General features: G+C 57.4%; 17 protein-coding genes. 12 read left to right on the top strand and 5 right to left on the bottom strand.

What is annotated here, in order from left to right; translation table 11 throughout:
* The first annotated feature begins 101 nt into the window (after positions 1 to 101).
* The 6 genes from ACEWL3_RS12710 (at position 102) to ACEWL3_RS12685 (ending at position 6006) form a co-directional block, all read left to right on the top strand.
* Positions 102 to 434: a sarcosine oxidase subunit delta gene (locus ACEWL3_RS12710; RefSeq protein WP_386182688.1), complete on the top strand. Its 333-nt coding sequence runs from the start codon at positions 102 to 104 to the stop codon at positions 432 to 434.
* Positions 431 to 3448 carry a sarcosine oxidase subunit alpha family protein gene (locus ACEWL3_RS12705; RefSeq protein ID WP_386182686.1) on the top strand — a complete coding sequence of 1006 codons (3018 nt, stop codon included), beginning with the start codon at positions 431 to 433 and terminating at the stop codon, positions 3446 to 3448. Before ACEWL3_RS12710 ends, ACEWL3_RS12705 begins: the two co-directional genes overlap by 4 nt.
* Positions 3441 to 4010 (top strand): sarcosine oxidase subunit gamma, encoded by a 570-nt coding sequence (locus ACEWL3_RS12700; protein ID WP_386182684.1) that lies wholly within the window; start codon positions 3441 to 3443, stop codon positions 4008 to 4010. Before ACEWL3_RS12705 ends, ACEWL3_RS12700 begins: the two co-directional genes overlap by 8 nt.
* A gap of 108 nt (positions 4011 to 4118) precedes the next feature.
* The gene (locus ACEWL3_RS12695; RefSeq protein WP_386182682.1) at positions 4119 to 4535 is read left to right on the top strand and encodes a hypothetical protein; all 417 of its coding nucleotides are present in this window, start codon (positions 4119 to 4121) and stop codon (positions 4533 to 4535) included.
* A gap of 262 nt (positions 4536 to 4797) precedes the next feature.
* Positions 4798 to 5397, top strand: a complete 600-nt coding sequence (locus tag ACEWL3_RS12690; RefSeq protein WP_386182680.1) for a superoxide dismutase — start codon at positions 4798 to 4800, stop codon at positions 5395 to 5397.
* Between the two features lie 153 nt (positions 5398 to 5550).
* On the top strand, positions 5551 to 6006 hold the full coding sequence (locus ACEWL3_RS12685) for a host attachment family protein (protein WP_386182678.1): 456 nt from the start codon (positions 5551 to 5553) through the stop codon (positions 6004 to 6006).
* A 367-nt stretch (positions 6007 to 6373) separates the two neighbouring features.
* Here ACEWL3_RS12685 and ACEWL3_RS12680 read toward each other — a convergent pair whose 3' ends face one another.
* The gene (locus ACEWL3_RS12680; RefSeq protein ID WP_386182676.1) at positions 6374 to 6925 is read right to left on the bottom strand and encodes an LOG family protein; all 552 of its coding nucleotides are present in this window, start codon (positions 6923 to 6925) and stop codon (positions 6374 to 6376) included.
* A gap of 138 nt (positions 6926 to 7063) precedes the next feature.
* Between ACEWL3_RS12680 and ACEWL3_RS12675 the strand changes: the two genes are divergently transcribed.
* Positions 7064 to 8362 (top strand): LysM peptidoglycan-binding domain-containing protein, encoded by a 1299-nt coding sequence (locus tag ACEWL3_RS12675; protein WP_386182674.1) that lies wholly within the window; start codon positions 7064 to 7066, stop codon positions 8360 to 8362.
* Positions 8363 to 8478: 116 nt separating this feature from the next.
* Positions 8479 to 10341 carry an ABCB family ABC transporter ATP-binding protein/permease gene (locus ACEWL3_RS12670; RefSeq protein WP_386182672.1) on the top strand — a complete coding sequence of 621 codons (1863 nt, stop codon included), beginning with the start codon at positions 8479 to 8481 and terminating at the stop codon, positions 10339 to 10341.
* 74 nt (positions 10342 to 10415) lie between these two features.
* Here the strand turns inward: ACEWL3_RS12670 and ACEWL3_RS12665 are convergent, their stop codons facing one another.
* The 3 genes from ACEWL3_RS12665 to ACEWL3_RS12655 all read right to left on the bottom strand — a co-directional run bounded on the left by ACEWL3_RS12665 (position 10416) and on the right by ACEWL3_RS12655 (position 16106).
* Positions 10416 to 10886: a DUF302 domain-containing protein gene (locus tag ACEWL3_RS12665; protein WP_386182670.1), complete on the bottom strand. Its 471-nt coding sequence runs from the start codon at positions 10884 to 10886 to the stop codon at positions 10416 to 10418.
* A 94-nt stretch (positions 10887 to 10980) separates the two neighbouring features.
* Positions 10981 to 14862, bottom strand: coding sequence for an efflux RND transporter permease subunit (locus ACEWL3_RS12660; protein ID WP_386182668.1), 3882 nt, complete (start codon positions 14860 to 14862; stop codon positions 10981 to 10983).
* Complete coding sequence (locus tag ACEWL3_RS12655) at positions 14859 to 16106, bottom strand: efflux RND transporter periplasmic adaptor subunit (protein ID WP_386182666.1); 1248 nt, start codon at positions 16104 to 16106, stop codon at positions 14859 to 14861. The genes ACEWL3_RS12660 and ACEWL3_RS12655 overlap by 4 nt, the downstream gene beginning before the upstream one ends.
* Positions 16107 to 16336: 230 nt before the next feature.
* Here ACEWL3_RS12655 and ACEWL3_RS12650 point away from each other — a divergent pair, with 230 nt between their 5' ends.
* Genes ACEWL3_RS12650 through der form a run of 3 tightly spaced genes read left to right on the top strand, consistent with a single transcriptional unit; the run spans position 16337 to position 19969 of the window.
* Positions 16337 to 17038 carry a tetratricopeptide repeat protein gene (locus tag ACEWL3_RS12650; protein ID WP_386182664.1) on the top strand — a complete coding sequence of 234 codons (702 nt, stop codon included), beginning with the start codon at positions 16337 to 16339 and terminating at the stop codon, positions 17036 to 17038.
* 51 nt (positions 17039 to 17089) lie between these two features.
* Positions 17090 to 18442 carry a PQQ-like beta-propeller repeat protein gene (locus tag ACEWL3_RS12645; RefSeq protein WP_386182662.1) on the top strand — a complete coding sequence of 451 codons (1353 nt, stop codon included), beginning with the start codon at positions 17090 to 17092 and terminating at the stop codon, positions 18440 to 18442.
* Between the two features lie 60 nt (positions 18443 to 18502).
* Positions 18503 to 19969, top strand: coding sequence for a ribosome biogenesis GTPase Der (der, locus tag ACEWL3_RS12640; protein WP_386182660.1), 1467 nt, complete (start codon positions 18503 to 18505; stop codon positions 19967 to 19969).
* 17 nt (positions 19970 to 19986) lie between these two features.
* Here the strand turns inward: der and ACEWL3_RS12635 are convergent, their stop codons facing one another.
* Entirely contained in the window at positions 19987 to 20709 is a 723-nt protein-coding gene (locus ACEWL3_RS12635; RefSeq protein WP_386182658.1) for a TspO-related membrane protein, read from the bottom strand.
* A gap of 89 nt (positions 20710 to 20798) precedes the next feature.
* On the opposite strand from ACEWL3_RS12635, the gene ACEWL3_RS12630 reads away from it, so the two are divergent.
* Positions 20799 to 21962, top strand: coding sequence for a T6SS phospholipase effector Tle1-like catalytic domain-containing protein (locus ACEWL3_RS12630; RefSeq protein WP_386182656.1), 1164 nt, complete (start codon positions 20799 to 20801; stop codon positions 21960 to 21962).
* Positions 21963 to 21970 lie beyond the last annotated feature (8 nt).

Below are 21970 nucleotides of genomic sequence, written 5' to 3'. Positions count from 1 at the left end.
GGCGGTGCGCGCCAAGCCAATTGCTTTCAAAAATCCATCCATGACCCGCGTGCCTTTCATAAAGGCATGCCCAACATATTTCCCAAGATCGGAGCAATGACATGCTGATCCTGACCTGCCACGCTTGCGGTGTCACCGCCGAAGAAACCGAATTTCACGGTGGAGGTGAGGCGCATCTGAAACGCTTTGGTCCGGGATCAACCGAAGAGGAGTTCGAAAGCTATCTGTTCATGCGCGCGAACCCAAAAGGCGTGCATTTTGAACGCTGGCGTCATGCCAACGGCTGCGGCAAGTGGTTTCATGTGGCGCGCGACACGATGACGCTTGAAGTGTTTGGCAGCTATAGCGCGCAGACCTACGGGCCGCCGCCTGAGCTGCTGGAAGAGATCGAAGAAAAACGCCCCGGCTGGTCCAAGAAGGAACTGAGCGCATGAGCACACGTCTGGTCACAGGAGGTCGCCTGCTGAACAAATCCAAACCGGTCAATTTTACCTTCAACGGCAAACAGTTGCGCGGCTATGAGGGTGACACATTGGCGTCAGCACTGCTGGCAAATGACCAGATGCTGGTGGGACGCTCGTTCAAGTACCACCGTCCGCGCGGTATTGTGGCGGCTGGCCCCGAAGAACCCAATGGTCTGGTGAACCTTGGGCGCGAGGGCAGATTTGAGCCAAACCAGCGCGTCACCACAACCGAACTGTTTGAAGGGTTGGAAGCCGCAAGCCAGAACCACTGGCCCAGCCTTGAATTTGACGTGGGCGCGATCAACAAATACCTAAGCCGATTTTTGCCCGCAGGGTTCTATTACAAGATGTTCATGTATCCGCGTGCTGCGTGGAAACATGTCTATGAACCCATCATCCGCCAATCGGCGGGCTTGGGTAGAGCACCCAAAGCCCGCGATGAAGACACCTATGAACATTTCTATGCGTTCTGTGATGTGCTGGTGATCGGCGGCGGTGTCGCGGGTCTTGAGGCGGCGCGTTCGGCAGGCCGCTCTGGCGCGCGTGTTATCTTGTTTGAGCAAACAGATACATGGGGTGGCCGTGCGCCGGTCGATGGGGGCAGCATTGATGGCAATCCTGTGGACAAGTTTGTGGACGATATCGTCTCTGAACTGAAAGCAATGGAGAATGTTCAGATACGCACCCGCTGCATGGGGGCAGGGGTCTATGACCATGGCTATGTTCTGGGCTATGAGCGCCTGACCGACCACGCGCCCCAAAGCGCCGGACCGCGCCACCGTTTGTGGCGCATTCGGGCAGGCCATGTCATCACCGCGACAGGTGCGCTGGAACGTCCGCTCAGTTTTGCGGGCAACGACATTCCCGGTGTGATGCTTGCCGCATCTGTGCGCGACTACTTGGTTAACTTTGGCGTGTCCGTGGGCGACCGCACCGTGGTCGTCACAAACAATGATAACGCTTACCTAACGGCAATTGCGCTAAAACACGCAGGTCTCGACGTGCCCGCGATCCTCGATGCGCGGGTGCTGCCGCAGGATAGTCAATTGATGGCGCAGGCCAAGGCATTGGGCATTCGCGTCGTGATGGGTCATGCCGTTTCGTCGGTCAAAGGCGGCAAACGCGTGACGGGCGTTGAGGTCTGCAGCCAAGCCGGCGAAGGTGCTGTGTTGGAAGAGATCGCCTGTGATGCAGTTGCCATGTCGGGTGGATGGTCACCGGTGGTGCATCTGTGGTCGCACTGTGGTGGCAAACTGCGCTGGGATACTGCTCTTGCGTGTTTTTCCCCCGATGTGGATAACCCGCCTAAGGGTGCCGATGGATTGGGCTTTGTTACCCCTGCGGGAGCAGCAGCAGGCGTATTCGCGCTGGACGACGTTTTATGTGACGCCCATGCAGCGGCAGATGGTGTCGCGGTCAGCCTCGGCTTCAAACTGCCCAAAGACAGCAGCGCCCCCAAGGCGGAACGCCGCGTAGATGCGCCGATGGCCCCAGTCTGGATGATGCCGCAGGGTGCATCGGTAAAGCTGCGCGAAAAGGCGTGGCTGGACTATCAGAACGACGTCAAGGTTTCTGATGTGCGACTGGCGGCCCAAGAGGGCTTTGTCAGTGTTGAGCATGCCAAGCGTTATACCACGCTGGGCATGGCGACGGATCAGGGTAAGTTAAGTAACATCAACGGATTGGCAACACTTGCGGGTGCATTGGATGCGGATATTCCGACAGTGGGCACCACCACTTTCCGGCCGCCCTATCATCCCATTTCCATGGCCGCGATTGGCGGCGAAGCGCGCGGCGACGTGTTTCAGCCGGTCCGGCGCACCCCAATGCACGGCTGGCACGAAAGCCACGGTGCCGAATTCGAACCGGTCGGCCACTGGCGACGTCCCTATGCCTATAAGCAGGGTGCCGAATCCACCCATGATGCCGTGATGCGGGAAGTCACCAACACCCGCGAAAAGCTGGGGCTGCTCGATGCCTCGACCCTTGGCAAGATCATAGTCAAAGGGCCGGACGCGGGCAAGTTTCTGGACATGATGTACACCAACATGATGTCGACGCTGAAGCCGGGCAAATGCCGGTACGGGCTTATGTGTTCCGAAAACGGGTTTCTGATCGACGATGGCGTGGTCGCGCGCATCGATGATGAGACTTTCCTTTGCCACACCACCACCGGCGGCGCGGAGCGTATCCACGGTCACATGGAAGAATGGCTGCAAACCGAATGGTGGGACTGGAAAGTCTATACGGCCAATGTAACCGAGCAATATGCACAGATCGCGGTTGTGGGTCCCAATGCACGCAAATGCCTTGAGAAACTCGGCGGCATGGATGTCTCCAAGGAAGCGCTGGCGTTTATGGACTGGGCGGATGGCACCCTTGGTGGTTTCAAGGTCCGGGTTTACCGTATCTCGTTCTCGGGCGAGCTGAGTTATGAGATTGCCGTGGATGCAAGTCTGGGACAGGCATTCTGGGACGCATTGATGGTTGCGGGCAACGATCTGGGCGTCATGCCCTATGGCACCGAATGTCTGCACATTCTGCGCGCGGAAAAAGGCTTTATCATGATTGGCGACGAAAGCGATGGCACCATCATCCCGCAGGATCTGGGCCTGAACTGGGCAATCTCGAAAAAGAAAGACGATTATCTGGGCAAGCGCGCCCAGGAACGCACGCATATGACCGATCCGAACCGCTGGAAGCTGGTCGGTCTTGAGACCACGGATGGGTCCACATTGCCGGATGGGGCCTATGCCGTGGGCGAAGGCAGCAATGAAAACGGACAGCGCAATATGATCGGGCGCGTCACATCGACCTATCATTCGCCCGTGTTGGGCAAGGGCATTGCGATGGGTCTGGTGCACAACGGCCCGGACCGCATGGGCGAGGTGATCACTTTCCCCGGAACCGATGGCAAAACCTATGAGGCGAAAATCGTCGACCCGGTTTTTTATGACAAAGAAGGGGAGAAGGGAAATGTCTGATCCGGTGACAGCCCTCAACAATGTCCGTCATGAGACGGGTATCGCCGCCATTTCGGAAATCGGTCCGCTTGGCATGATCACACTGCGTGGCGATTTGGATGCGCCGCATATCCGCAACGCGTCCACGGCGGTGGCCGGGGTCGATTACCCTGCGGACCGGATGTGTAACTGCGTCGGTGAACGCGGTATCGCGTGGATGTCGCCAGACGAACTTCTGGTGATGTGTCCGTATAACGACGTCCCGGAAAGCCTTGATAAAATAAACAAAACCATCGAAAATCACCATGCATTGGCAGTCAACGTTTCAGACGCGCGCGCGGTGTTTCAGGTCAAAGGCCCACGTGCCCGCGAGGTGATGGCAAAGCTGGCACCCGTTGATCTGGCACCGGACCAGTTTACCGCAGGCATGTTCCGCCGCACCCGCATGGCGCAGGTGCCTGCCGCGTTCTGGATGCGTGATGATGAGACGTTTCAGATCATCTGTTTTCGCTCGGTGGCGCAATACATGTTTGACCTGCTGAAGGCCGCCGCGCAACCCGGCTCTGAGGTTGATCACTTCTGATCTCAAGCGTCACGTAACGCATTGCTTTGATGCGGGATCGCCGCAATTCTGGGTTGTCGTCCAAAGCCAGTATGCTAGCTCTCATTGCGGCATACTACGGATGGTGTAATGATGAAAAATGTGGTCTTGGCGAACATCGCTGCCTTGGGTTTGGCAGGTCCATGCGTGGCAAGCGCTGTCTTATACGAATGTGACATCGCCGATTATGAACGGGCCAAGGGTTGGATTTCGTCCAAGATTGCAATCATTCTGCCCGGCGACAACACGGTCAAGATCGTCGATGCCATGACGTTAAGCTTTGCCAAGGAACCCGTATCCGGCACCGTTCTGCGTGATAATGCCAAAAGGCTGATCGTCAAATGGACTGTTAAGGGCGTCAAAACCGACGACGGAACAAGTTTTGCGGGTGTGAACTACCGGGCCTCCATCGCCAAGACGACAGGGGCCGTGCAAGTGTCGACCATTCCAAATGGCTACGACACTGATTTACGCGCGAACGGTGGCTGCAAGACGCGGCGGAAATGAGAAAATCCACATCAATTGCTCACTTCTGTTTAACACTGCTGGGCGAAAAAGGAGATGCACGGATCACTTGGGCAGATATCTTATGCAAAACGGTTGGGTCCTTCTTTTCAGGACCAAAGCCACGCGGGATTGCACCAGACACAGGTCATTACGGTCGAAATACCGCCGGAACCCGATCTAATCACATGCGTTGACCTTGACGAAAGGTGCCGCAGCGCTTCATGTGGCCCAGACTGAAATTTCAATTGAGGAGGCCCACCGAATGGCTTTTCAACTTCCCGATCTTCCCTATGCCCATGATGCTCTTGCCGCCAAAGGCATGAGCGCCGAGACTTTGGAATATCATCACGACAAGCACCACAACGCCTATGTCACCAATGGCAACAAGGCCATTGAAGGCACCAAGTGGGAAGGCAAATCACTTGAGGATATCATTGCAGGCACCTATGATGCCGGCGCGGTGGCGCAAAGTGGTATTTTCAACAACATCAGCCAGCTTTGGAACCACAACCAATTCTGGGAAATGATGGGCCCAAGCGACAGCAAAATGCCGGGTGAACTGGAAAAAGCCATAACCGAAAGCTTTGGCTCAGTCGACAAATTCAAGGACGAGTTCAAAGCGGCTGGCGCTGGCCAGTTCGGTTCCGGTTGGGCATGGCTGGTCAAAGCCAAGGATGGCAGCCTGAAGGTCACCAAGACCGAAAACGGCGTAAACCCTGTGTGTTTTGGTCAAACGACGTTGCTGGGTTGTGATGTCTGGGAACATTCCTATTACATCGATTTCCGCAACGCGCGTCCCGACTATTTGTCAAACTTCCTCGATAATCTGGTCAATTGGGAAAATGTCGCATCGCGGATGTAAACGTTTGACTTAAAATAAAAAGTTTTGGCCCCGTCGTTTTGCGACGGGGCCTTTTTTATCCTGCAAGGCGAATTGCGTTTTGCGGATGTTCGGAACTGTGCAAGCTTTCCCGGCGTTAAGTTAAGACAGACGTCAAAATAACGGAGGCTATTTATGACCCGATTGAGCAATGGCACCTGGGTTCTCGTTGCAGATGGCGAAAAGGCCCTTTTTCTGGAAAATCAGACCGACGGTGAAGACCCTTTTCTTGAGGTCATCCGTCAAGAAGAGCAGGACAATCCCCCAACCCGAGAACAAGCTGCCAATCGCCCGGGCCGCTTTAACGATGGACCATCTGTGCACCGCTCCGCAGTAGCAGACACAGATTGGCACCAACTGGCCAAAGAACGGTTCGCCAAAGACTTGGCGGATATCCTGTTCACCCAAGCGCACAAAGGCGCGTTTGAAAAAATCGTCATCGTTGCACCGCCGCAGACATTGGGCGAATTGCGCAATGAATTGCACAAAGAAGTGGCCGATAAAGTGGTTGGTGAGGTGCCCAAAACATTAACCAATCACCCGATCCCAGAAATTGAAAAAATCGTAAAGAACGAATTGGCTGGAAAGTAGTCAACCTTAAGCTGATCGTTCGGGAGTTTGGATGCGCGCGAGCGATGGTGAATTCAGCGTAGGTCATGGTTCGGGCGCGTCGCCCTGTGACAATCCTATCACAAACGCGCACGCAGCTAAGGCGCTTTGTTTTCTGCAGCCAACGGCGATTTTGGGCCAAATCCACGCACCGCTTTAGCCAAGTATTTTGCTAGGTCGTGCACAGTAGAATGCGCGGCCAGTGACGGGCGCGAAGACTGTTTTGTCTGTCTCAGGAGCGCAAAAATGCGCGTGAGAATGGTCCGGTTCTGCGCGTAGGACTGATTTGGCCGTGACGAAATCCGGCGGGTCGATCAGGCTTGCCATAGCCCGCTGGCCGTAAAACCCTTCAAGCCAAAGTCTGATCCAAAGCCTTTAATGCAGTGTCAACGTCAGGCAGTATCGTTATGTAATCCAACAGAGTCTCATTTGCGAATCCACAGGTTACAACGTGGTTCAACAAAGACATTAAAAGATCCCAATAGCCTTTTGTATTTACAAGATAAACAGGCTTCTCATGTAGGCCCAATTGCCGCCATGTCAGGACTTCAAAAAGTTCGTCAAGTGACCCCGCACCGCCGGGCAGAACCACCACTGCATCGCAGTTCATGAACATGACTTTCTTACGCTCATGCATGGTTTCGGTCACGACGTAGGTCGTCAAATCTGTCTTGCCGACCTCCCAATCCACGAGGTGCTGAGGAATGACACCAAAGGTTTCGCCACCAGCCGACTGCGCCGCCCGCGCCACTGACCCCATCAGCCCCACATCGCCCGCACCGTAAACCAGCCGCAGGCCCTTTGCGGCCAGCCCCGCACCAAGTGTCTCCGCATCATCGGTGAATTTTGGGTCATTGCCGGGCCGTGAGCCACAAAAAACGCAGACAGATTTTTGGATCATCGTAAGGCCATCCTTGCGGGTTCGAAGTTCAGGAAAAAAACAAAAGTGACGCGCTGTGTTTTGACCCGTGTTAACCTGCTTGATACAAGGTCTCAACCGTTGGGATGGCCAGCTGTCAGGTCAAAGGGACAAATTGATATGAACAAAATTCAGGCTGGTCTGGGTGGCATATCCGGCGCGGTAGGGATCGGTGTGGCCGCAATCGCGGTGCTGGCCGTTGCCGTCTGGTTCGGCACCAAAGATGATCCTGTCGACGTGACGACATCCACCGCCTTGGTGCAGCCTGAGGGCGAGGCCCCCGCCGAGCCGCCAGCCGACACAGCCAAAGTCGAGGATGCCGCACCAAAGACCGGGAGTGTCGTGGCAACCGACAACGCGCTCGCTGAACCTGAGGTGACCACCGACAATGCTGAACCACCTCAAATTGCACCACCCGCATTTGATGAGGTGCGCCGCGAACCAGATGGCATGACCGTTGTGGCGGGCCGTGCGGCCCCTGATGCAATAGTACAGGTTCTGCGTGACGGAGAGGTTATTGGTGTTGCGATCGCAGACGGGTCCGGGAAATTCGCGACCCTGGTGATCGTCGCGCCAGATGGGGAAGGGCATGTGTTGTCCCTGTCACAGAGCGTGGACGGCGTAGAGATAGCCTCGCTTGACGAAATTATCCTTGCCCCGACCACAAGTCCTGTTGCCGTGGCTGAAGTCGCGCCTGAGATACTCAGCGAAACACCACAGGCCGAACCCTTAACCGTGGACCCAGACACAAATGCGCCGTCTGCCGTCACAGCTGAGATCACCACAGTTCAGCCAGAAACAGCGAAAACCGCCCCATCGGAAGCAATTCCCGAGCAAATCACCGCACCCGCCACCGAGGCGGTGCAAGCCACCGCGGCTGGTACACCCGACGTTGCTGTATTGAAATCCACGGCAGAGGGTGTTGAACTTCTTAATCCCGCAGCACCTGAATTGATGGCAAGTGTCGCGCTGGATACCATCAGCTATTCCGACGCCGGCGACGTGCAATTGGCCGGTCGCGCGCAGCCCGAGACACAGACCGTGCGCGTCTACCTCGACAACGACGCCGTGATTGACCTTCCGGTTGACGAACAGGGCCGCTGGCGGGGCAATGTCCCGAATGTGGACGAAGGCATATACACCCTGCGCGTCGACGAAGTTGGGGCAGATGGCAGCGTCACCAGCCGGGTTGAGACACCTTTCAAACGAGAATCTGCTGCAATTTTGGCGCAAGCAACCGCCGGGCAGGAGAGCCCGATCAAGGCGATCACGGTGCAAACGGGGGCAACCCTTTGGGCAATTGCGCGCGACCGGTACGGCGATGGCCGCCTGTACGTGCGGGTCTTTGAAGCGAACAAGAGCGATATTCGCGATCCGGACCTGATCTATCCCGGGCAGATTTTTGATCTGCCGGATTGATTGCGCACGCCTGAATCTTGATTAGAAAACCTTTCGAATTTTATGAAAAATCCTGTCACGGCTGGCAAGTCAGCCATGGGCGGACTATGTAACGGGCCAACCACATTGGAAGTTATATGCCCGCTGACACTGCCCGCCCGGACACATCTCAAAAAGCAGATCAAAAACCATTGTTGACCGACGAAGAGCTTGCCGATCAGGCCGAGCGTCAGTCAGGCATGTTGGTGCTGCGCAAGGTCGCGCCCTACTTGTGGCCTGCCAATATGCCTTGGGTGAAACGCCGTGTGATCTGGGCAATGGTGGCCCTGTTTGCTTCAAAACTGATCACGGTGATCACCCCGTTCTTCTACAAAGGGGCCGTTGACGCGCTGTCAAACGAGGGCGTGCCAATCTTGGCGCTGGGGGCCGTGGGCCTGACGGTGGCTTACGGCATGGCGCGTCTGATGGGGGTGGGATTTCAGCAGTTGCGCGATGCAATCTTTGCCCGCGTGGGGCAGCGCGCACTGCGGATGCTGGCGCTTGAGACCTTTGAGCACATTCATAAGCTGTCGATGCGCTATCACATCACCCGCAAAACCGGGGGGCTGTCCCGCATCATTGAACGGGGGGTCAAAGGCGTCGACTTTCTGCTGCGGTTTCTGCTTTTTTCAATTGGGCCGCTGATCCTTGAACTGTTGATGATCGGTGTCATTCTGACGATCTTTTTTGACGTTTGGTATCTGGCTGTCGTGGCGGTGACCATCGCCGTTTATGTCTGGTTCACCTTTGCTGTTACCGAATGGCGCGTGAAACTGCGCCGACAGATGAACGATCAGGATACTGATGCCAATCAAAAGGCCATCGACAGCCTGCTGAACTATGAAACGGTGAAGTATTTCGGTGCCGAAGCCCGCGAAGCGTCCCGGTATGACGAGGCCATGGCAGGCTATGAAGTCGCCGCAATCAAGACCAATTATTCTCTGGCATTCCTGAATTTTGGCCAGTCGCTGATCATCACGGCGGGCCTTGTGGGTGTAATGGTGATGGCCGCGATCGGCGTTCAGAACGGGACGCTGACAGTGGGCGATTTTGTCATGGTGAATGCCTATATGGTGCAGATCACCGTGCCGCTGAACTTTCTGGGCACCGTTTACCGCGAAATCCGTCAGGCATTGGTCGACATGGGCCAGATGTTCGGACTGCTCGACCAGCCTGCCGAAATTGCCGATAAACCCGACGCACCCGATCTGGATGTCACCGGTGGGCGGGTCACACTTGAAAACGTCACCTTTGGCTATGATGCAGACCGCACCATCCTGCGCGGCGTGACACTCGAGGCAAAGCCGGGTCAGACGGTTGCGATTGTCGGTTCAACCGGGTCGGGCAAATCCACCATTGGCCGGCTGCTTTTCCGGTTTTATGACGTGCAGGGCGGTGCGCTCAAGATCGACGGTCAGGACGTGCGCGACATCACTCAGCTGAGCCTGCATCAGGCCATCGGCGTGGTGCCGCAGGACACGGTGCTTTTCAACGACACCATCGGCTACAACATCGCTTATGGACGCGAGGGGGCAAGTCAGGCCGATGTCGAACAGGCCGCGCGGGATGCGCAAATCCATGATTTCATCCTGAGCCTGCCAGATGGCTATGACACTACGGTGGGCGAACGGGGGCTGAAGCTGTCGGGTGGTGAAAAGCAACGTGTGGGCATTGCGCGTACCTTGCTCAAGGATCCGCCGATCCTGCTGCTGGACGAGGCGACAAGTGCGCTGGACAGTGAGACAGAGCACGAGATTCAGGACGCGCTACACCGGGCGGGGCAGGGGCGCACGGTGCTGACCATCGCCCACCGGCTCAGCACGATTTCGGACGCGGACAGCATCGTCGTGCTGGAAAAGGGCGAGATCGTCGAACAGGGCACCCATGAGGATCTTTTGGCGCGCGACGGCCGCTATGCCCAATTGTGGACCCGTCAACAGGCCGAAGAAGGTGCGGCGTAACACGGCATTGTGGTGGCATTGATTGCCGCGTCGGGCTTGGCGTGAGGTGGGCACAGGCGGCCCACCCAAATGCCCTATTCCTCTGCGATCGCCTTTGATGTCAGCTTGTCTAGTGCCCCTGTCATCATCGCGAGATACTGCGCATCTGCGGGCAACCCGTGCGTTTCAGCCAGATCAGCCGGATCATGATAGGTGACCTGCACCACGCCTTCTGCATCTGCAAAGACCAGCACGCGCAACGGCAGGTCCAGACCAGCGGTTTGACCATCAAGCATCGCAGGCGTCCCCAGCTTGGGATTGCCAAAAATCAGCAATTCCGTAGGGCGTAATTCCATGTCCACCTTTGCCGCTCCTGCGGCGTGATCGACACGGGCAAACACCGTGGCCCCGGCACCTTCGACTGCGGCGGCCAGATGGTCCATTGTGATGGTTACGGAATGGGGACTGATTTTAGTTATCATATCAGCGGCATAGGCAGGAAAGGTCATGAGGGCGCTCAGCGCTGTGGCAAAGACAAACGGGCGAAAGATGAAACGAGGTGACATCGGCGAATTCCTTTTCGGTACGAGATGAGATCAACTCTAGCCCCAAAAAGCCACGATGTGAGGGGATCACCCCCTCACATTTGGTTCATCGGTGTTATTCCGCCGCAGCCAGCTTGCCGGTTTTGGGCTGTGGAACGGGTGGGATCACCTGATCATTGTCCCAAATGATCTCTTGAGCGGTGTAGCGCCGAGCGTCACGCTGCAACGCCCAATCGCGCGCGGCCTTGCTGGCGCGGCCGAGTGACAGCTTGGCCAGCAACCGTGCAATCCAGCGGATATATGTTGTTGCCCAAACCCGGATCGCCAACATTGACGGTGTGACCATGAGGGTCAGTACCGTTGCAATGCCAAGGCCAAATACTACAGCTGTGGCAAGTTGTTTCCACCACAGGGCAGTCGGTGAATTGATCGTATAACCACCCTCGGCAAAGTTCAGGGACAGGCCAAACATCATCGGCGCAAGTCCCGCCATTGTGGTGATCGTGGTCAGGAGCACGGGTCGGATACGGGCCTGAGCGGTCCTGATGATCGCCTCAATGCGCGGCATATAGCGTTCATATTCCTGATACGTGTCAATCAGGATGATGTTGTTGTTTACCACAATACCAGCCAGGGCCACGATCCCGGTCCCGGTCATGATGATCGAGAATGTCTGGTCCATCACCAACATGCCGATCAGCACGCCGGTGGTGGACAGCACCACCGCCAGCAATACCAGCCCGGCATTATAGAACGAGTTGAATTGCGCCAGCAGAATGATGAACATCAACCCCAACGCTGCCGAAAAGGCAGAGCTGAGAAAAGCCTGCGATTCTTCCTGATCTTCCTGATCTCCCGTCCATTCATACCCGACACCAAAAGGCAGCGGCTTGGTGTCGAGCCATTTGGTGATCTCGGCGATCCGTTCATTCGCGGTGATCGGCACCAGCCGCAATGTTCCTTTATCCGCCAACGCCTGCAAATCCGCGCCCTGTCCCAATTCGGTGCGTTTCGTGACCTTATACGCCACCCCGTCAGCGGCGGTAAAATCGGTGTCCCCTGCCGCGGGGCGCAGGCTGGCAAAGGTTTCCTGCGTCTCGACGCCATCAACAGTCTTGATCTGGACAAGCTTCATCAGCCCGACACCCACGCCCGCCTTGATGTCCAGATACCGTTTTTGGTCGACACGGTTGATCTCGGCCAGTTTCGGAACCGGCGTGCGGGTGATGAAATTGCTCAGCGGGATCAGCCCATCGGCAGTGCGCACCTTGAGCGTGTCAAGCGTGCTCAACACGCGGTCGCTTTCAGGCAAACGCACACGAATGTCGATTTCTTCATCCGAGCTGTCGACGCGCATCGTGTCCAGCAAAAGCCCGCGCGTGACCAGTTGCACCATCGCGCCCACGGTCAGAACATCCGCGCCATATTGACCGGCTTTTTCGACATCCACATCAATCTTCCAGTCGATGCCGGGCAGGGGGCGGGTGTCTTCGATCAGGGTCAGACCGGGGGTGGCGTCAAATTCGGCGCGCGCAATTGCTGTGGCTGTGATCAGATCGACAAAGCTGTCTGATTTGAGACGCAGATGCACTGGTTTGGCCGACGCCGGGCCACGGGCTTGGGCCAGAATTTCAATGCGAATGCCGGGAATATTCTCAAGCTGCTCGGTCAGCTCTGCGATGATCAAATCACCATCAAAAGCAGGGTCCTGCGTTTGGCGGGTAACCTGATACCCGATCAGCGGAACCGTGAACAACACCTTGCTCAGATTGGGGCGGTCTTCCCAGGGGATCGTCTCAAGCTGGATTTGCCCGATGGAGTCCTTGGGGGCCTGTGCGCCGCCGGTGTTGCTGTCCAGACCACCCTCTCCGGCAAAGGAAAACGCCGTTTGAACGCCCGGATGGGCCAGCACGATGTCTTCGGCCTTTCGCAGCAGCGTGTCCTTCTCCTCAAGGCTGAGGTTGCCGCGCGCCAGCACATAGACGATGGCCTGCTCCGGTTCGGATTCGACAAAGAACTCGACGCCTTTTGAGTTGTTGCCAAAGAAGATCAGAACTGTGCCCACGAAAACAAACACAACGCCTGCGACGACCAAAGGCATCACGGGGTTGCCTGCGATAATTTCGATCACCCGGCCAAAGCGGTTGCGGCGATAGCCCGCGAAAACGCGGTCAGGTTCCTTCCGAAAAAGTCGCGAGGTGATCCAACGACCCCCCCGTCCCAAACGGGTGAACAGGCCAAAGAATGCCAGCAGCGCCATCATCGCGCCCGAAAGCCCAATAGTGATAAGCGCGCAGAGAACCACAATGCACAAGAAAACAACCGCGAAGGTCGGAACCACCGATCCAATAACATTCAGCCCGTCCATGACAGCGAACCGGGCAGAAATCAGCCCAAAGAAGGGTTGCATTAATGCCATGGGAAGCATGATCATCGCAATCGCCAGCGGGAACAACAGCAGATGCAAATACCACCTGAGGCCTGCAATCGCATGCATCCGGTCCGCCATCCAGCGTTCCAGCCGGCCTGTGACACCTCCCAATACCGGCAGGTAAATGAGCGCGACTACAAGCGATGCCGACAGAACAAAGATCAGCGTGACGGGTAACATGCCCATGAACTGACCCGGCACACCGGGCCAAAACAGCATCGGCAGGAATGCACAAAGTGTCGTCGCCGTTGACGAAATGATTGGCCAGAACATGCGCTGCGCGGCTTGGACATAGGCGTGCATAGGCCCCACGCCCTCTTGCTGGCGCGCATCGGCATATTCTACTACCACTATGGCCCCGTCGACCAACATGCCAACGGCCAGGATCAAACCGAACATCACGATGTTACTGATTGAGATGCCCATCAACGCGAGGAAGGCAAAACATAGCAGGAACGACGTTGGGATCGCAAAACCAACCAGAATCGCTGCACGGATGCCAAGCGCCGCCAGCACCACAATCATCACCAGCGCAATTGCGGTAAGCACCGAGCCCAGCAATTGCTGCACCATGCTGTCGACAATGCGGCTTTGGTCGTTTGACGTGCCAACTGTCACCGCCGCCCGCAAGCCATCTGGCCACGCGGCACTTTTTTCCGCAACAACCTGTTTCACCGCAGTGGCCGTATCAATCAGGTTGAAACCCTTGCGCTTTACCACCTGCAAGGCGAGCGTTTTTTCACCATTGAATCGCGCGGTGCCAAGCCGGTCTTCGAAGGTCAGATTGATCTCGGCCAGATCGCCCAAGGTCACCACCCGGTCGCCATTGGTCTTGACGGGCAGCGCATAAACATCACGCGGCTCGTCGAATGAAGAAGGGATTTTGATGGCAAATGTGCCTTGCGAGGATTCAATCTCGCCTGCTGCAATCAACTGGTTGTTGTTTTGCACGGTGTTGATCAATTCGCCCGCCGTCACGTCATAGGCTTCAAGGCGCAAGGGATCGATCAGAACCTCCAACATCTCATCACGGTTGCCCGCGATGCCAGCCTCAAGCACGGCATCCATCGATTCTAGATCATCCTGCAGGTCACGCGCCACCCGCGCCATCGTGCGTTCGGGCACCGGGCCGGTCAGGTTGACGATGATGATCGGGAATTCGGAAAAGTTGATCTCGTTGATTGAGTATTTATCTGCGCCGTCGGGAAAGTTTGCCTCGGCTGTGGACATCGCATCGCGCACGTCCGCCATGATTTTGGTCTTGTCCCAGCCAAACTCAAACTCCAGCGCCACGCCGGCATAGTTTTCCGCCGCCGTGCCGGACAGGGATTTCAGCCCATCCAGATCGGCCAGTTCGGTTTCCATCGGTTTGACCAACAAAGTCTCTGAATCTGCGGCCGAAATACCGGGGAAGGGGACCGATACAAACAAAGCCGGGATTTCAATGTCCGGTTCGCCCTCTTTGGGCAACGTCGAATAAGAATATCCGCCCACCACGAGGCTGAGCAGGATAAAGGCCAGCACCATCCGCGCACGTCCGGCGGCCCATGCCACAATGCCGTTCATTGGGATACCTCGCGCCAGGTCGGTGCCACCGTAACGCCGGCGGTGACGTATTCCTGTCCCGCGACAATCACATCCGCCTCTGCAGGGAGGCCGGTGACCCACATGCCATCGACTGTGTCGCGCATGATCTGGAGCGGCGCAAACGACACCAAGGCTGCGTCATCCACCAGCCGCACACCAAGCGCGCCATCGTCATTCAGGGTTAACGCGGATTGCGGGATCAAATGGGCCGTGACCCCGGCAGAGGCGATCGAGATTTCCGCTGTCTGACCGTCGCGAATAGCCAGATCGGTATTGGGTACTTCAATTTCCACACCAAAGGTGCGCGTGGCCGGATCCGCAGAGCGCGACAGAAACGTGACGGTCCCAGTGACCTGTGTGCCGCCCGCCGCCAGTCGCGCCTGCGCGGGCGCGCCAATGCTCACGCGGTTCACTTCAGTTTCGGGGACAAAGCCCACCAGTTTGATCGGATCAAGTTGCATGATTGTCGCGCACAGCGCACCGGGTTGCAGCAGGCTGCCTAATTCCGCCGTGTCACTTTCCAGCAGCCCGCTGAACGGCGCTCTGATGGTCAGACGCTCAATCTCCTTTTCGGCAACAGCTACGGCGGCTGTCGCCGCTTCGATGCCAGACTGCGCTGCCCCGAGGCCGGAGGTGGCGGAAGTCACCGCCGCCTTTGCAGATGCAACAGCAGCATCCGCCGAAGCGACCCGAGTTTGAGAAGCAAAACCATCCTCGCTCAACCGCGCGGCGGCATTTTGATTGATCTCGGCCTCTGCCAGCCGCGCACGCGCCTCCTCAACCCGCGCTTGCGCGTCCGGGATCCGAGATTGCGCCTCGCTCAGCCGGGCACGCGCTTCTTCCAGAGCGGCCCCACGGGTACCGGGGTCCAGCACACACATCGTGTCACCTTTTGCGATCTGTGCGCCTTTTCGCAAGGGTTCGGACACGACAACTGCGGATGTTTCAGCGCGCAAATCCACCTGTCGTACCGCGGCAGTCTGGCCGCGCAGCACAACGGCGCTGCCGACTTGTTTGGCAATGCTGCGCATTACCATCACCTTGACCAGATTCGGCGTTTCCGCAGCCTCGGTTTTGGGTTCACCAACAACAGTCTCAGTGGCTTGGGTTGCGGTTTCAACCGGATCCGCCCCAAAGAATGCCAGTAGCTGCGGGCGCGCCAGAATAGACATGGCCAGAAGAATGGTCACGGCAATTGCAGCCAGAATGGAAAACACACGCATAAAGCAACTCCGCGTTAATAGGTCGGCCGCGCCACAACGCGGCATTTATTGCGGTCTATTTAGCGCATGTAAACTAAACAGACCAGTTTAGATGGCAAGTATTTTATCGCAGTGAAATTGTCTTGGTTAAGCGTGATCGGGGCACCCCTGCAAACCTGAAGATGCTAAGCACTTGGCTTGGCACGTTCTGCGCGGTATGAGGGGCAAAATCCAGACCGGGGGCAGGTGCGTTGAGCAATACCGACAGTTTTATTGAAGAGGTCAACGAAGAGGTGCGCCGCGACCGGTTTTATGGGTATTTGCGGCGCTATGGCTGGATCGCCATTCTGGCGGTGATCTTGATTGTTAGCGGGGCGGCGTGGTCGGAATACCGCAAGTCACAGACCCGCGCACAGGCAGAAGCGCTGGGTGATGCCATGCTGAGCGCTCTTGCGGACAACGACAGCACCGACCGCGTCACCGCGTTAGCCGCGATTGAACCCGGTGCGCCATCTTCGGCGGCCGTGTTGCTCCTGATGACTGCGGCTGAGCAATCTGATGCGGGCGATACCGCCGCATCAATCGAGACACTGAATGCGGTGGCTTTGGACGGTGAACTGCCTGAGATCTACCGGCAAATTGCGCAGTTCAAGTCGCTGACCTTGCAAGGCGGCAGCACCCCTGTTGCCGACCGGCGGCAGGCGTTGGAAGCGATGGCACAGCCGGGCAATGCATTGCGCTTGCTGGCCACCGAACAATTGGCACTTATCGACATTGATGAAGGCGACGCAGACGCCGCAATTGCGCGATATCAGGCGATCATATCTGACGCTGAAACCACCTCGGACTTGCAACAACGCGCGCGACAGGTGATTGTGGCGCTGGGGGGCGAACCTGAACTGGGCAATGACGCTGCACAGTTTGGCGCACAGCCCGCTGAGAACGGCAACTGACGCAGATCAACAGTCGTCATTTGAGCAGATGAAAAAGAAGTGAGCAGGGCCATGATAAACCAACCACGCTTTTCAGCTAAGGCCATGATCGGCGGGCTATTTTCCGGACTTCTGGTCCTCAGCGCCTGCGCGGAAAGAGAAACCTATCTGCCGGGTCTGCGCGAAGATGTACGCTCCGTTCTGCAAAACCCTGAAGTGACCGAGCCGCTCGATCAAGGTGAAGTTACCAATACGGCCCGCGCCATTTCGCTTGGCGGCACCAGCAACAATGCAAGCTGGACACACAGCATCGGCACCGCAAAATACCGTGTTGCCCACCCGGCGTTGCGCAGCGCACCACAATTGGCGTGGACCGCCAATATCGGCGGCGGTGACAGCCGCAAACTGCGTATTACCGCGGATCCCGTCGTGGCCGGTGGCCGCGTCTTTACGCTTGATTCCGGCGCACAGGTCACAGCGACATCGCTCTCCGGCGTGCCGCTTTGGACCCGCGATCTGACCCCTGTCACCGACAAGCAGGGTCAAGGTACAGGCGGCGGATTGGCGGTCGAAGGCGAAACGCTTTATGTCTCGGTTGGGTATGGTGTGTTGGCAGCGCTTGATGTCACCTCGGGCGGCATCCGCTGGACACAAGACCTTGACGCCACCGGTTCAGGCACGCCAACGGTCTGGGGCGATCTGGTCTATCTCACGGCAGGCGACGATACCGGCTGGGCGGTGCGCAAGTCCGACGGCAGGGTCGAATGGCAGATGGGTGCCAGCACCACAGTCAATAACGTACTGGGCGCACCGGCACCGGCGATCACCGACCAGTTTGCAATTTTTGCCTTTGGATCAGGCGAAGTGCAGGGGGTTTTCCGCCAGGGCGGTCTTGGCCGCTGGAACACATCTGTGGTCGGCAAACGCCCCGGTCGCGCGCTCAGCTCCGTTTCTGATGTAACAAGTGCACCGGTGGTATCTGGCGACCGTGTGTATGTCGGCAATCAATCAGGGCGTCTTGCCGCGCTTAACGTCAACAGTGGCAAACGCATCTGGACCGCGCGCGACGGGGCCATTGGCCCGGTTTGGCCCGCAGGCGATTCTGTGTTTGCAATCACAGATCTGAACGAACTTGTGCGTCTTGACGCCAGCGATGGCAGCCGGATCTGGGGCACACCTTTGCCGAAGTTCGTCAAAGATAAACCACGCAAACAATCCGAGATTTTCGCCCATTACGGCCCGATCATTGCCGGTGGCCGGGTGATTGTCGCCTCAAATGATGGCAAGTTACGCAGTTTTGATCCAACCAACGGGATGCTGACCGGCGTTACCGAAATTCCAAATGGCGCGACGACCGCCCCCGTGGTGGCAGGCGGCACGCTTTATGTCGTTTCGACAAAGGGCCAATTGCACGCTTTCCGTTAAGCGCGAAATGGGGTAGAGCGCGGGCTTGATCTGCCTCACCTGAGGCCCGGAGCCTTGCACATGTCTTTTACCCTCGCGATCGTGGGCCGCCCGAATGTGGGCAAATCCACGCTTTTTAACCGCCTTGTTGGCAAACGTCTGGCGTTGGTCGATGACCAGCCCGGCGTCACGCGCGACTTGCGTGAAGGGGCCGCGCGGCTGGCTGATCTGCGTTTCACGGTGATTGACACGGCGGGTTTGGAAGAGGTCACCGATGACAGCTTGCAAGGCCGCATGCGCCGCTTGACCGAACGCGCGGTGGATATGGCCGACATTTGCCTGTTCATGATTGATGCCCGCGCGGGCGTGACGCCTTCCGATCTGGTCTTTGCCGACATCCTGCGCAAGAAATCCGCCCATGTAATCTTGGCCGCCAACAAAGGTGAAGGTGCCGCTGCGGATGCCGGTGTGATCGAGGCTTATTCACTGGGGTTGGGCGAACCCATCCGGCTGTCAGCAGAGCACGGCGAAGGGTTTAATGACCTTTACACCCATCTGATGCCCCTGGCCGACAAATTTGCCGAACGCGCCTTGGAAGACGCACCGGAAACTGACGTGGATCTGACCGAGCAAGAGGCCGAAGAGGGCGAAGACTTTGTGCCCATTCCAACCAATGCCAAACCCTTGCAGGTCGCGGTGGTGGGCCGCCCGAACGCGGGTAAATCGACGCTGATCAACCAGATTGTCGGTGAAGACCGTTTGTTGACCGGGCCAGAGGCGGGGATCACCCGTGATGCGATTTCCCTGCGCACCGATTGGCTGGGTGTGCCGATGCGGATTTTCGACACAGCCGGAATGCGCAAAAAGGCCAAGATACAGGAAAAGCTGGAAAAACTCAGCGTCAGCGACGGTTTGCGCGCGGTCAAATTCGCGGAAGTTGTGGTTGTGCTGCTGGACGCCGAAATTCCTTTTGAACAACAAGATCTGCGCATCGCAGATCTGGCAGAACGAGAAGGCCGTGCGGTGGTCATCGCAGTGAACAAATGGGACGTTGAAGAAGACCGTCAGGGCAAGCTCAAAGACCTCAAAGAGAGTTTCGAGCGTTTGTTGCCGCAACTGCGGGGAGCCCCCTTGATCACGGTCAGCGCAAAAACCGGCAGGGGGCTCGATCGCCTGCAAGATGCAATTATGCGCGCCTATGATGTCTGGAACCGCAGGATCACAACCGCACAACTGAATCGCTGGCTGTCTGGCATGGTCGAGGCGCATCCGCCGCCCGCCCCACAGGGCAAACGCATCAAACTGCGGTACATGACTCAGGCCAAGACGCGGCCCCCAGGGTTTGTGGTGATGTGCAGCCATCCTGACAAGGTGCCGGAAAGCTATAGCCGCTATTTGGTCAATGGGTTGCGGGTGGACTTCGACATGCCCGGCACACCGATCCGGCTGTGGATGCGTGGCCAATCGGATGCGAACCCCTATAAGGGCCGTAAAAAGGCCCCGCCGTCAAAACTGCGCAAGCACACAGCCGGTCGGCGCAAGGATTGAACGCGGGCAGCTGTTGATCAGCGCTTGCGAAACGCCTGTAGCGTCGGCAGGCACAGCACGGCTGCCCCCCCCGCCGCGACATAGGCGACAAGGGGCGCACTGTCCCAATTGGCCACGACGACGGCGACCAGGGCCCAGATCACCGCAACGCCATAGGTCGGCGCGCGCCGGCCCAATGCCGCCTGGATAAAGCCGCCCAATACGATGGCGAGACCCACAAAAATCAGAGCTGCTGTTGTTTGATCGAGCCAGCCATAGCCCGCGGCAAGCAATCCAAGAGACACGCAGGACGCCGCACTGAGCCAGCCAGCATAAAGCCCCACAGGCCACGATGCCCATGGCGAATCCGCAACGGGGGCCAGAAAAAGGGCAATCAGCGCCGTGATCAGCATCAGCCAGATCAACACGCTGGCCCAGATCGGGCTCATCACCGCCACGGCGAGCCACCCAGTGCCAAAGGCCAGTGACAGCGACAGTGGCACCCGCATGTCATGCCATTGCGCGTCCCCACGTGCCATCAAAACTCCCCAGCCCAGTCCAAGGATCAACCAGGCGTAAATCACGCCCCATATGGCAAAAGCGTATCCCGCGGGCTGCACGGGTGGATTATCCTGAGGCACGGGGAACTGGTTGGGATCAAAGCCCGCGAACCCGTCCACAAAGAACGGAGAAACAGCAAAAGTAATGCTGAGCAAGAAACACAGGATCGCAACAAAAGGGCGCAAAGAACCGGACATCATTCACCTACAAAATTTTACTTTTCGCCAAATGCGGGTATTGTTTTTTGATTTGGCCAACAGATGGTAGCGTGTGAACAAGGATTTACAACATGGCAAGGATTGCAATCTTTTGCGACGGCACATGGAACGATGCTTTTCAGGCGCAGCCAACCCATGTGCATCGCCTGTTTGAAGCCACAGCCGCCGCAGTGGATCAGCGCCCGGTCTACGTGCCGGGCGTCGGTACAGGGGGCAAATGGGCGACCCGTTTTGGCAATTTGTTGAATAAGGTCGGTGGCGGTGCGTTTGGTTGGGGGCTGAACGGAAATATCAAACAGGCGTACCGCGCGCTTGCAATGCTTTATCAGCCTGGTGATGGCATCCTGATCTTTGGCTTTTCGCGCGGAGCATATACCGCGCGGTCGCTTGCCGGAATGATCCGCAAAGTTGGCATCATCGACAACCCCACAGCAGCGCGCGTTGATGAAGCCTTTGAAATTTACCGTCTGCCCGGCCCGGAAAACCACCCCGACAGACCGCACATCATCGAAAAGCGCAGGGCGCTGTCGCCGCGCTATGCAACATCGGCCAAAGAGATCGTTTGGCGCGGCAGTAATCCGTTGGAAAGTGCCGAACCAGAACCACAGTTGATCAAGATTGATTTTTTGGGTGTATGGGACACGGTCGGATCGCTTGGCATCCCCACCAGCATCCTTGGCCCCATCGCGTGGATATGGAACCGAAAATATCGGTTCCATGACACCAAACTGTCCAGCATGGTGAAATCCGCCCGCCATGCAGTGGCTCTGGACGAACGTCGGATTTTCTACCGGCCCAGCCTCTGGGACAATCTCGAACAGGGCATTGATGATCCCGGCCTGAACAAAGGCGAACGCACGGATGCGCGCCCCTATCAGCAGATATGGTTCGTCGGCACACATTCGGTTGTTGGCGGGTCGGCCGAAACTCGGGGGCTCACGTCGATCACGCTTGAGTGGATGGCTGCGGGCGCGCGACACGCAGGACTGCGCCTGAATGACACCCCGCCCTTGTTGGATGCGGACCCAAATCCGACAGCAGACAGTCCAGAGCTTTTGGGCGCGCCGCTGATTTACCGCCTTGCAGGATCGCTGCTGGACTGGCGCAAAGGGCCGGGGCATCCGGTTGATCTGCACAGCTCGGCTGAGGAACGCATAAAGGCGCGGGAGGATTACCGCCCGCTGTCGTTGCGGGCGCTAAAGCCGGAATTGTTTGGCGGCAAGCCGCACGCCTGATCCCGGAT

It is taken from the genome of Sulfitobacter sediminivivens (assembly GCF_042611115.2).
Classification (GTDB): Bacteria; Pseudomonadota; Alphaproteobacteria; order Rhodobacterales; family Rhodobacteraceae; genus Sulfitobacter; species Sulfitobacter sediminivivens.
This window is presented reverse-complemented; position numbering and strand designations above follow the sequence as displayed.

What these genes read in the sequence shown, in the direction of transcription:
- ACEWL3_RS12710 (WP_386182688.1), top strand. Translation starts at nt 102, where the DNA reads ATGCTGATCCTGACCTGCCACGCTTGCGGTGTCACCGCCGAAGAAACC.
- ACEWL3_RS12705 (WP_386182686.1), top strand. Translation starts at nt 431, where the DNA reads ATGAGCACACGTCTGGTCACAGGAGGTCGCCTGCTGAACAAATCCAAA.
- ACEWL3_RS12700 (WP_386182684.1), top strand. Translation starts at nt 3,441, where the DNA reads ATGTCTGATCCGGTGACAGCCCTCAACAATGTCCGTCATGAGACGGGT.
- ACEWL3_RS12695 (WP_386182682.1), top strand. Translation starts at nt 4,119, where the DNA reads ATGATGAAAAATGTGGTCTTGGCGAACATCGCTGCCTTGGGTTTGGCA.
- ACEWL3_RS12690 (WP_386182680.1), top strand. Translation starts at nt 4,798, where the DNA reads ATGGCTTTTCAACTTCCCGATCTTCCCTATGCCCATGATGCTCTTGCC.
- ACEWL3_RS12685 (WP_386182678.1), top strand. Translation starts at nt 5,551, where the DNA reads ATGACCCGATTGAGCAATGGCACCTGGGTTCTCGTTGCAGATGGCGAA.
- ACEWL3_RS12680 (WP_386182676.1), bottom strand. Translation starts at nt 6,925, where the DNA reads ATGATCCAAAAATCTGTCTGCGTTTTTTGTGGCTCACGGCCCGGCAAT.
- ACEWL3_RS12675 (WP_386182674.1), top strand. Translation starts at nt 7,064, where the DNA reads ATGAACAAAATTCAGGCTGGTCTGGGTGGCATATCCGGCGCGGTAGGG.
- ACEWL3_RS12670 (WP_386182672.1), top strand. Translation starts at nt 8,479, where the DNA reads ATGCCCGCTGACACTGCCCGCCCGGACACATCTCAAAAAGCAGATCAA.
- ACEWL3_RS12665 (WP_386182670.1), bottom strand. Translation starts at nt 10,886, where the DNA reads ATGTCACCTCGTTTCATCTTTCGCCCGTTTGTCTTTGCCACAGCGCTG.
- ACEWL3_RS12660 (WP_386182668.1), bottom strand. Translation starts at nt 14,862, where the DNA reads ATGAACGGCATTGTGGCATGGGCCGCCGGACGTGCGCGGATGGTGCTG.
- ACEWL3_RS12655 (WP_386182666.1), bottom strand. Translation starts at nt 16,106, where the DNA reads ATGCGTGTGTTTTCCATTCTGGCTGCAATTGCCGTGACCATTCTTCTG.
- ACEWL3_RS12645 (WP_386182662.1), top strand. Translation starts at nt 17,090, where the DNA reads ATGATAAACCAACCACGCTTTTCAGCTAAGGCCATGATCGGCGGGCTA.
- der (WP_386182660.1), top strand. Translation starts at nt 18,503, where the DNA reads ATGTCTTTTACCCTCGCGATCGTGGGCCGCCCGAATGTGGGCAAATCC.
- ACEWL3_RS12635 (WP_386182658.1), bottom strand. Translation starts at nt 20,709, where the DNA reads ATGATGTCCGGTTCTTTGCGCCCTTTTGTTGCGATCCTGTGTTTCTTG.
- ACEWL3_RS12630 (WP_386182656.1), top strand. Translation starts at nt 20,799, where the DNA reads ATGGCAAGGATTGCAATCTTTTGCGACGGCACATGGAACGATGCTTTT.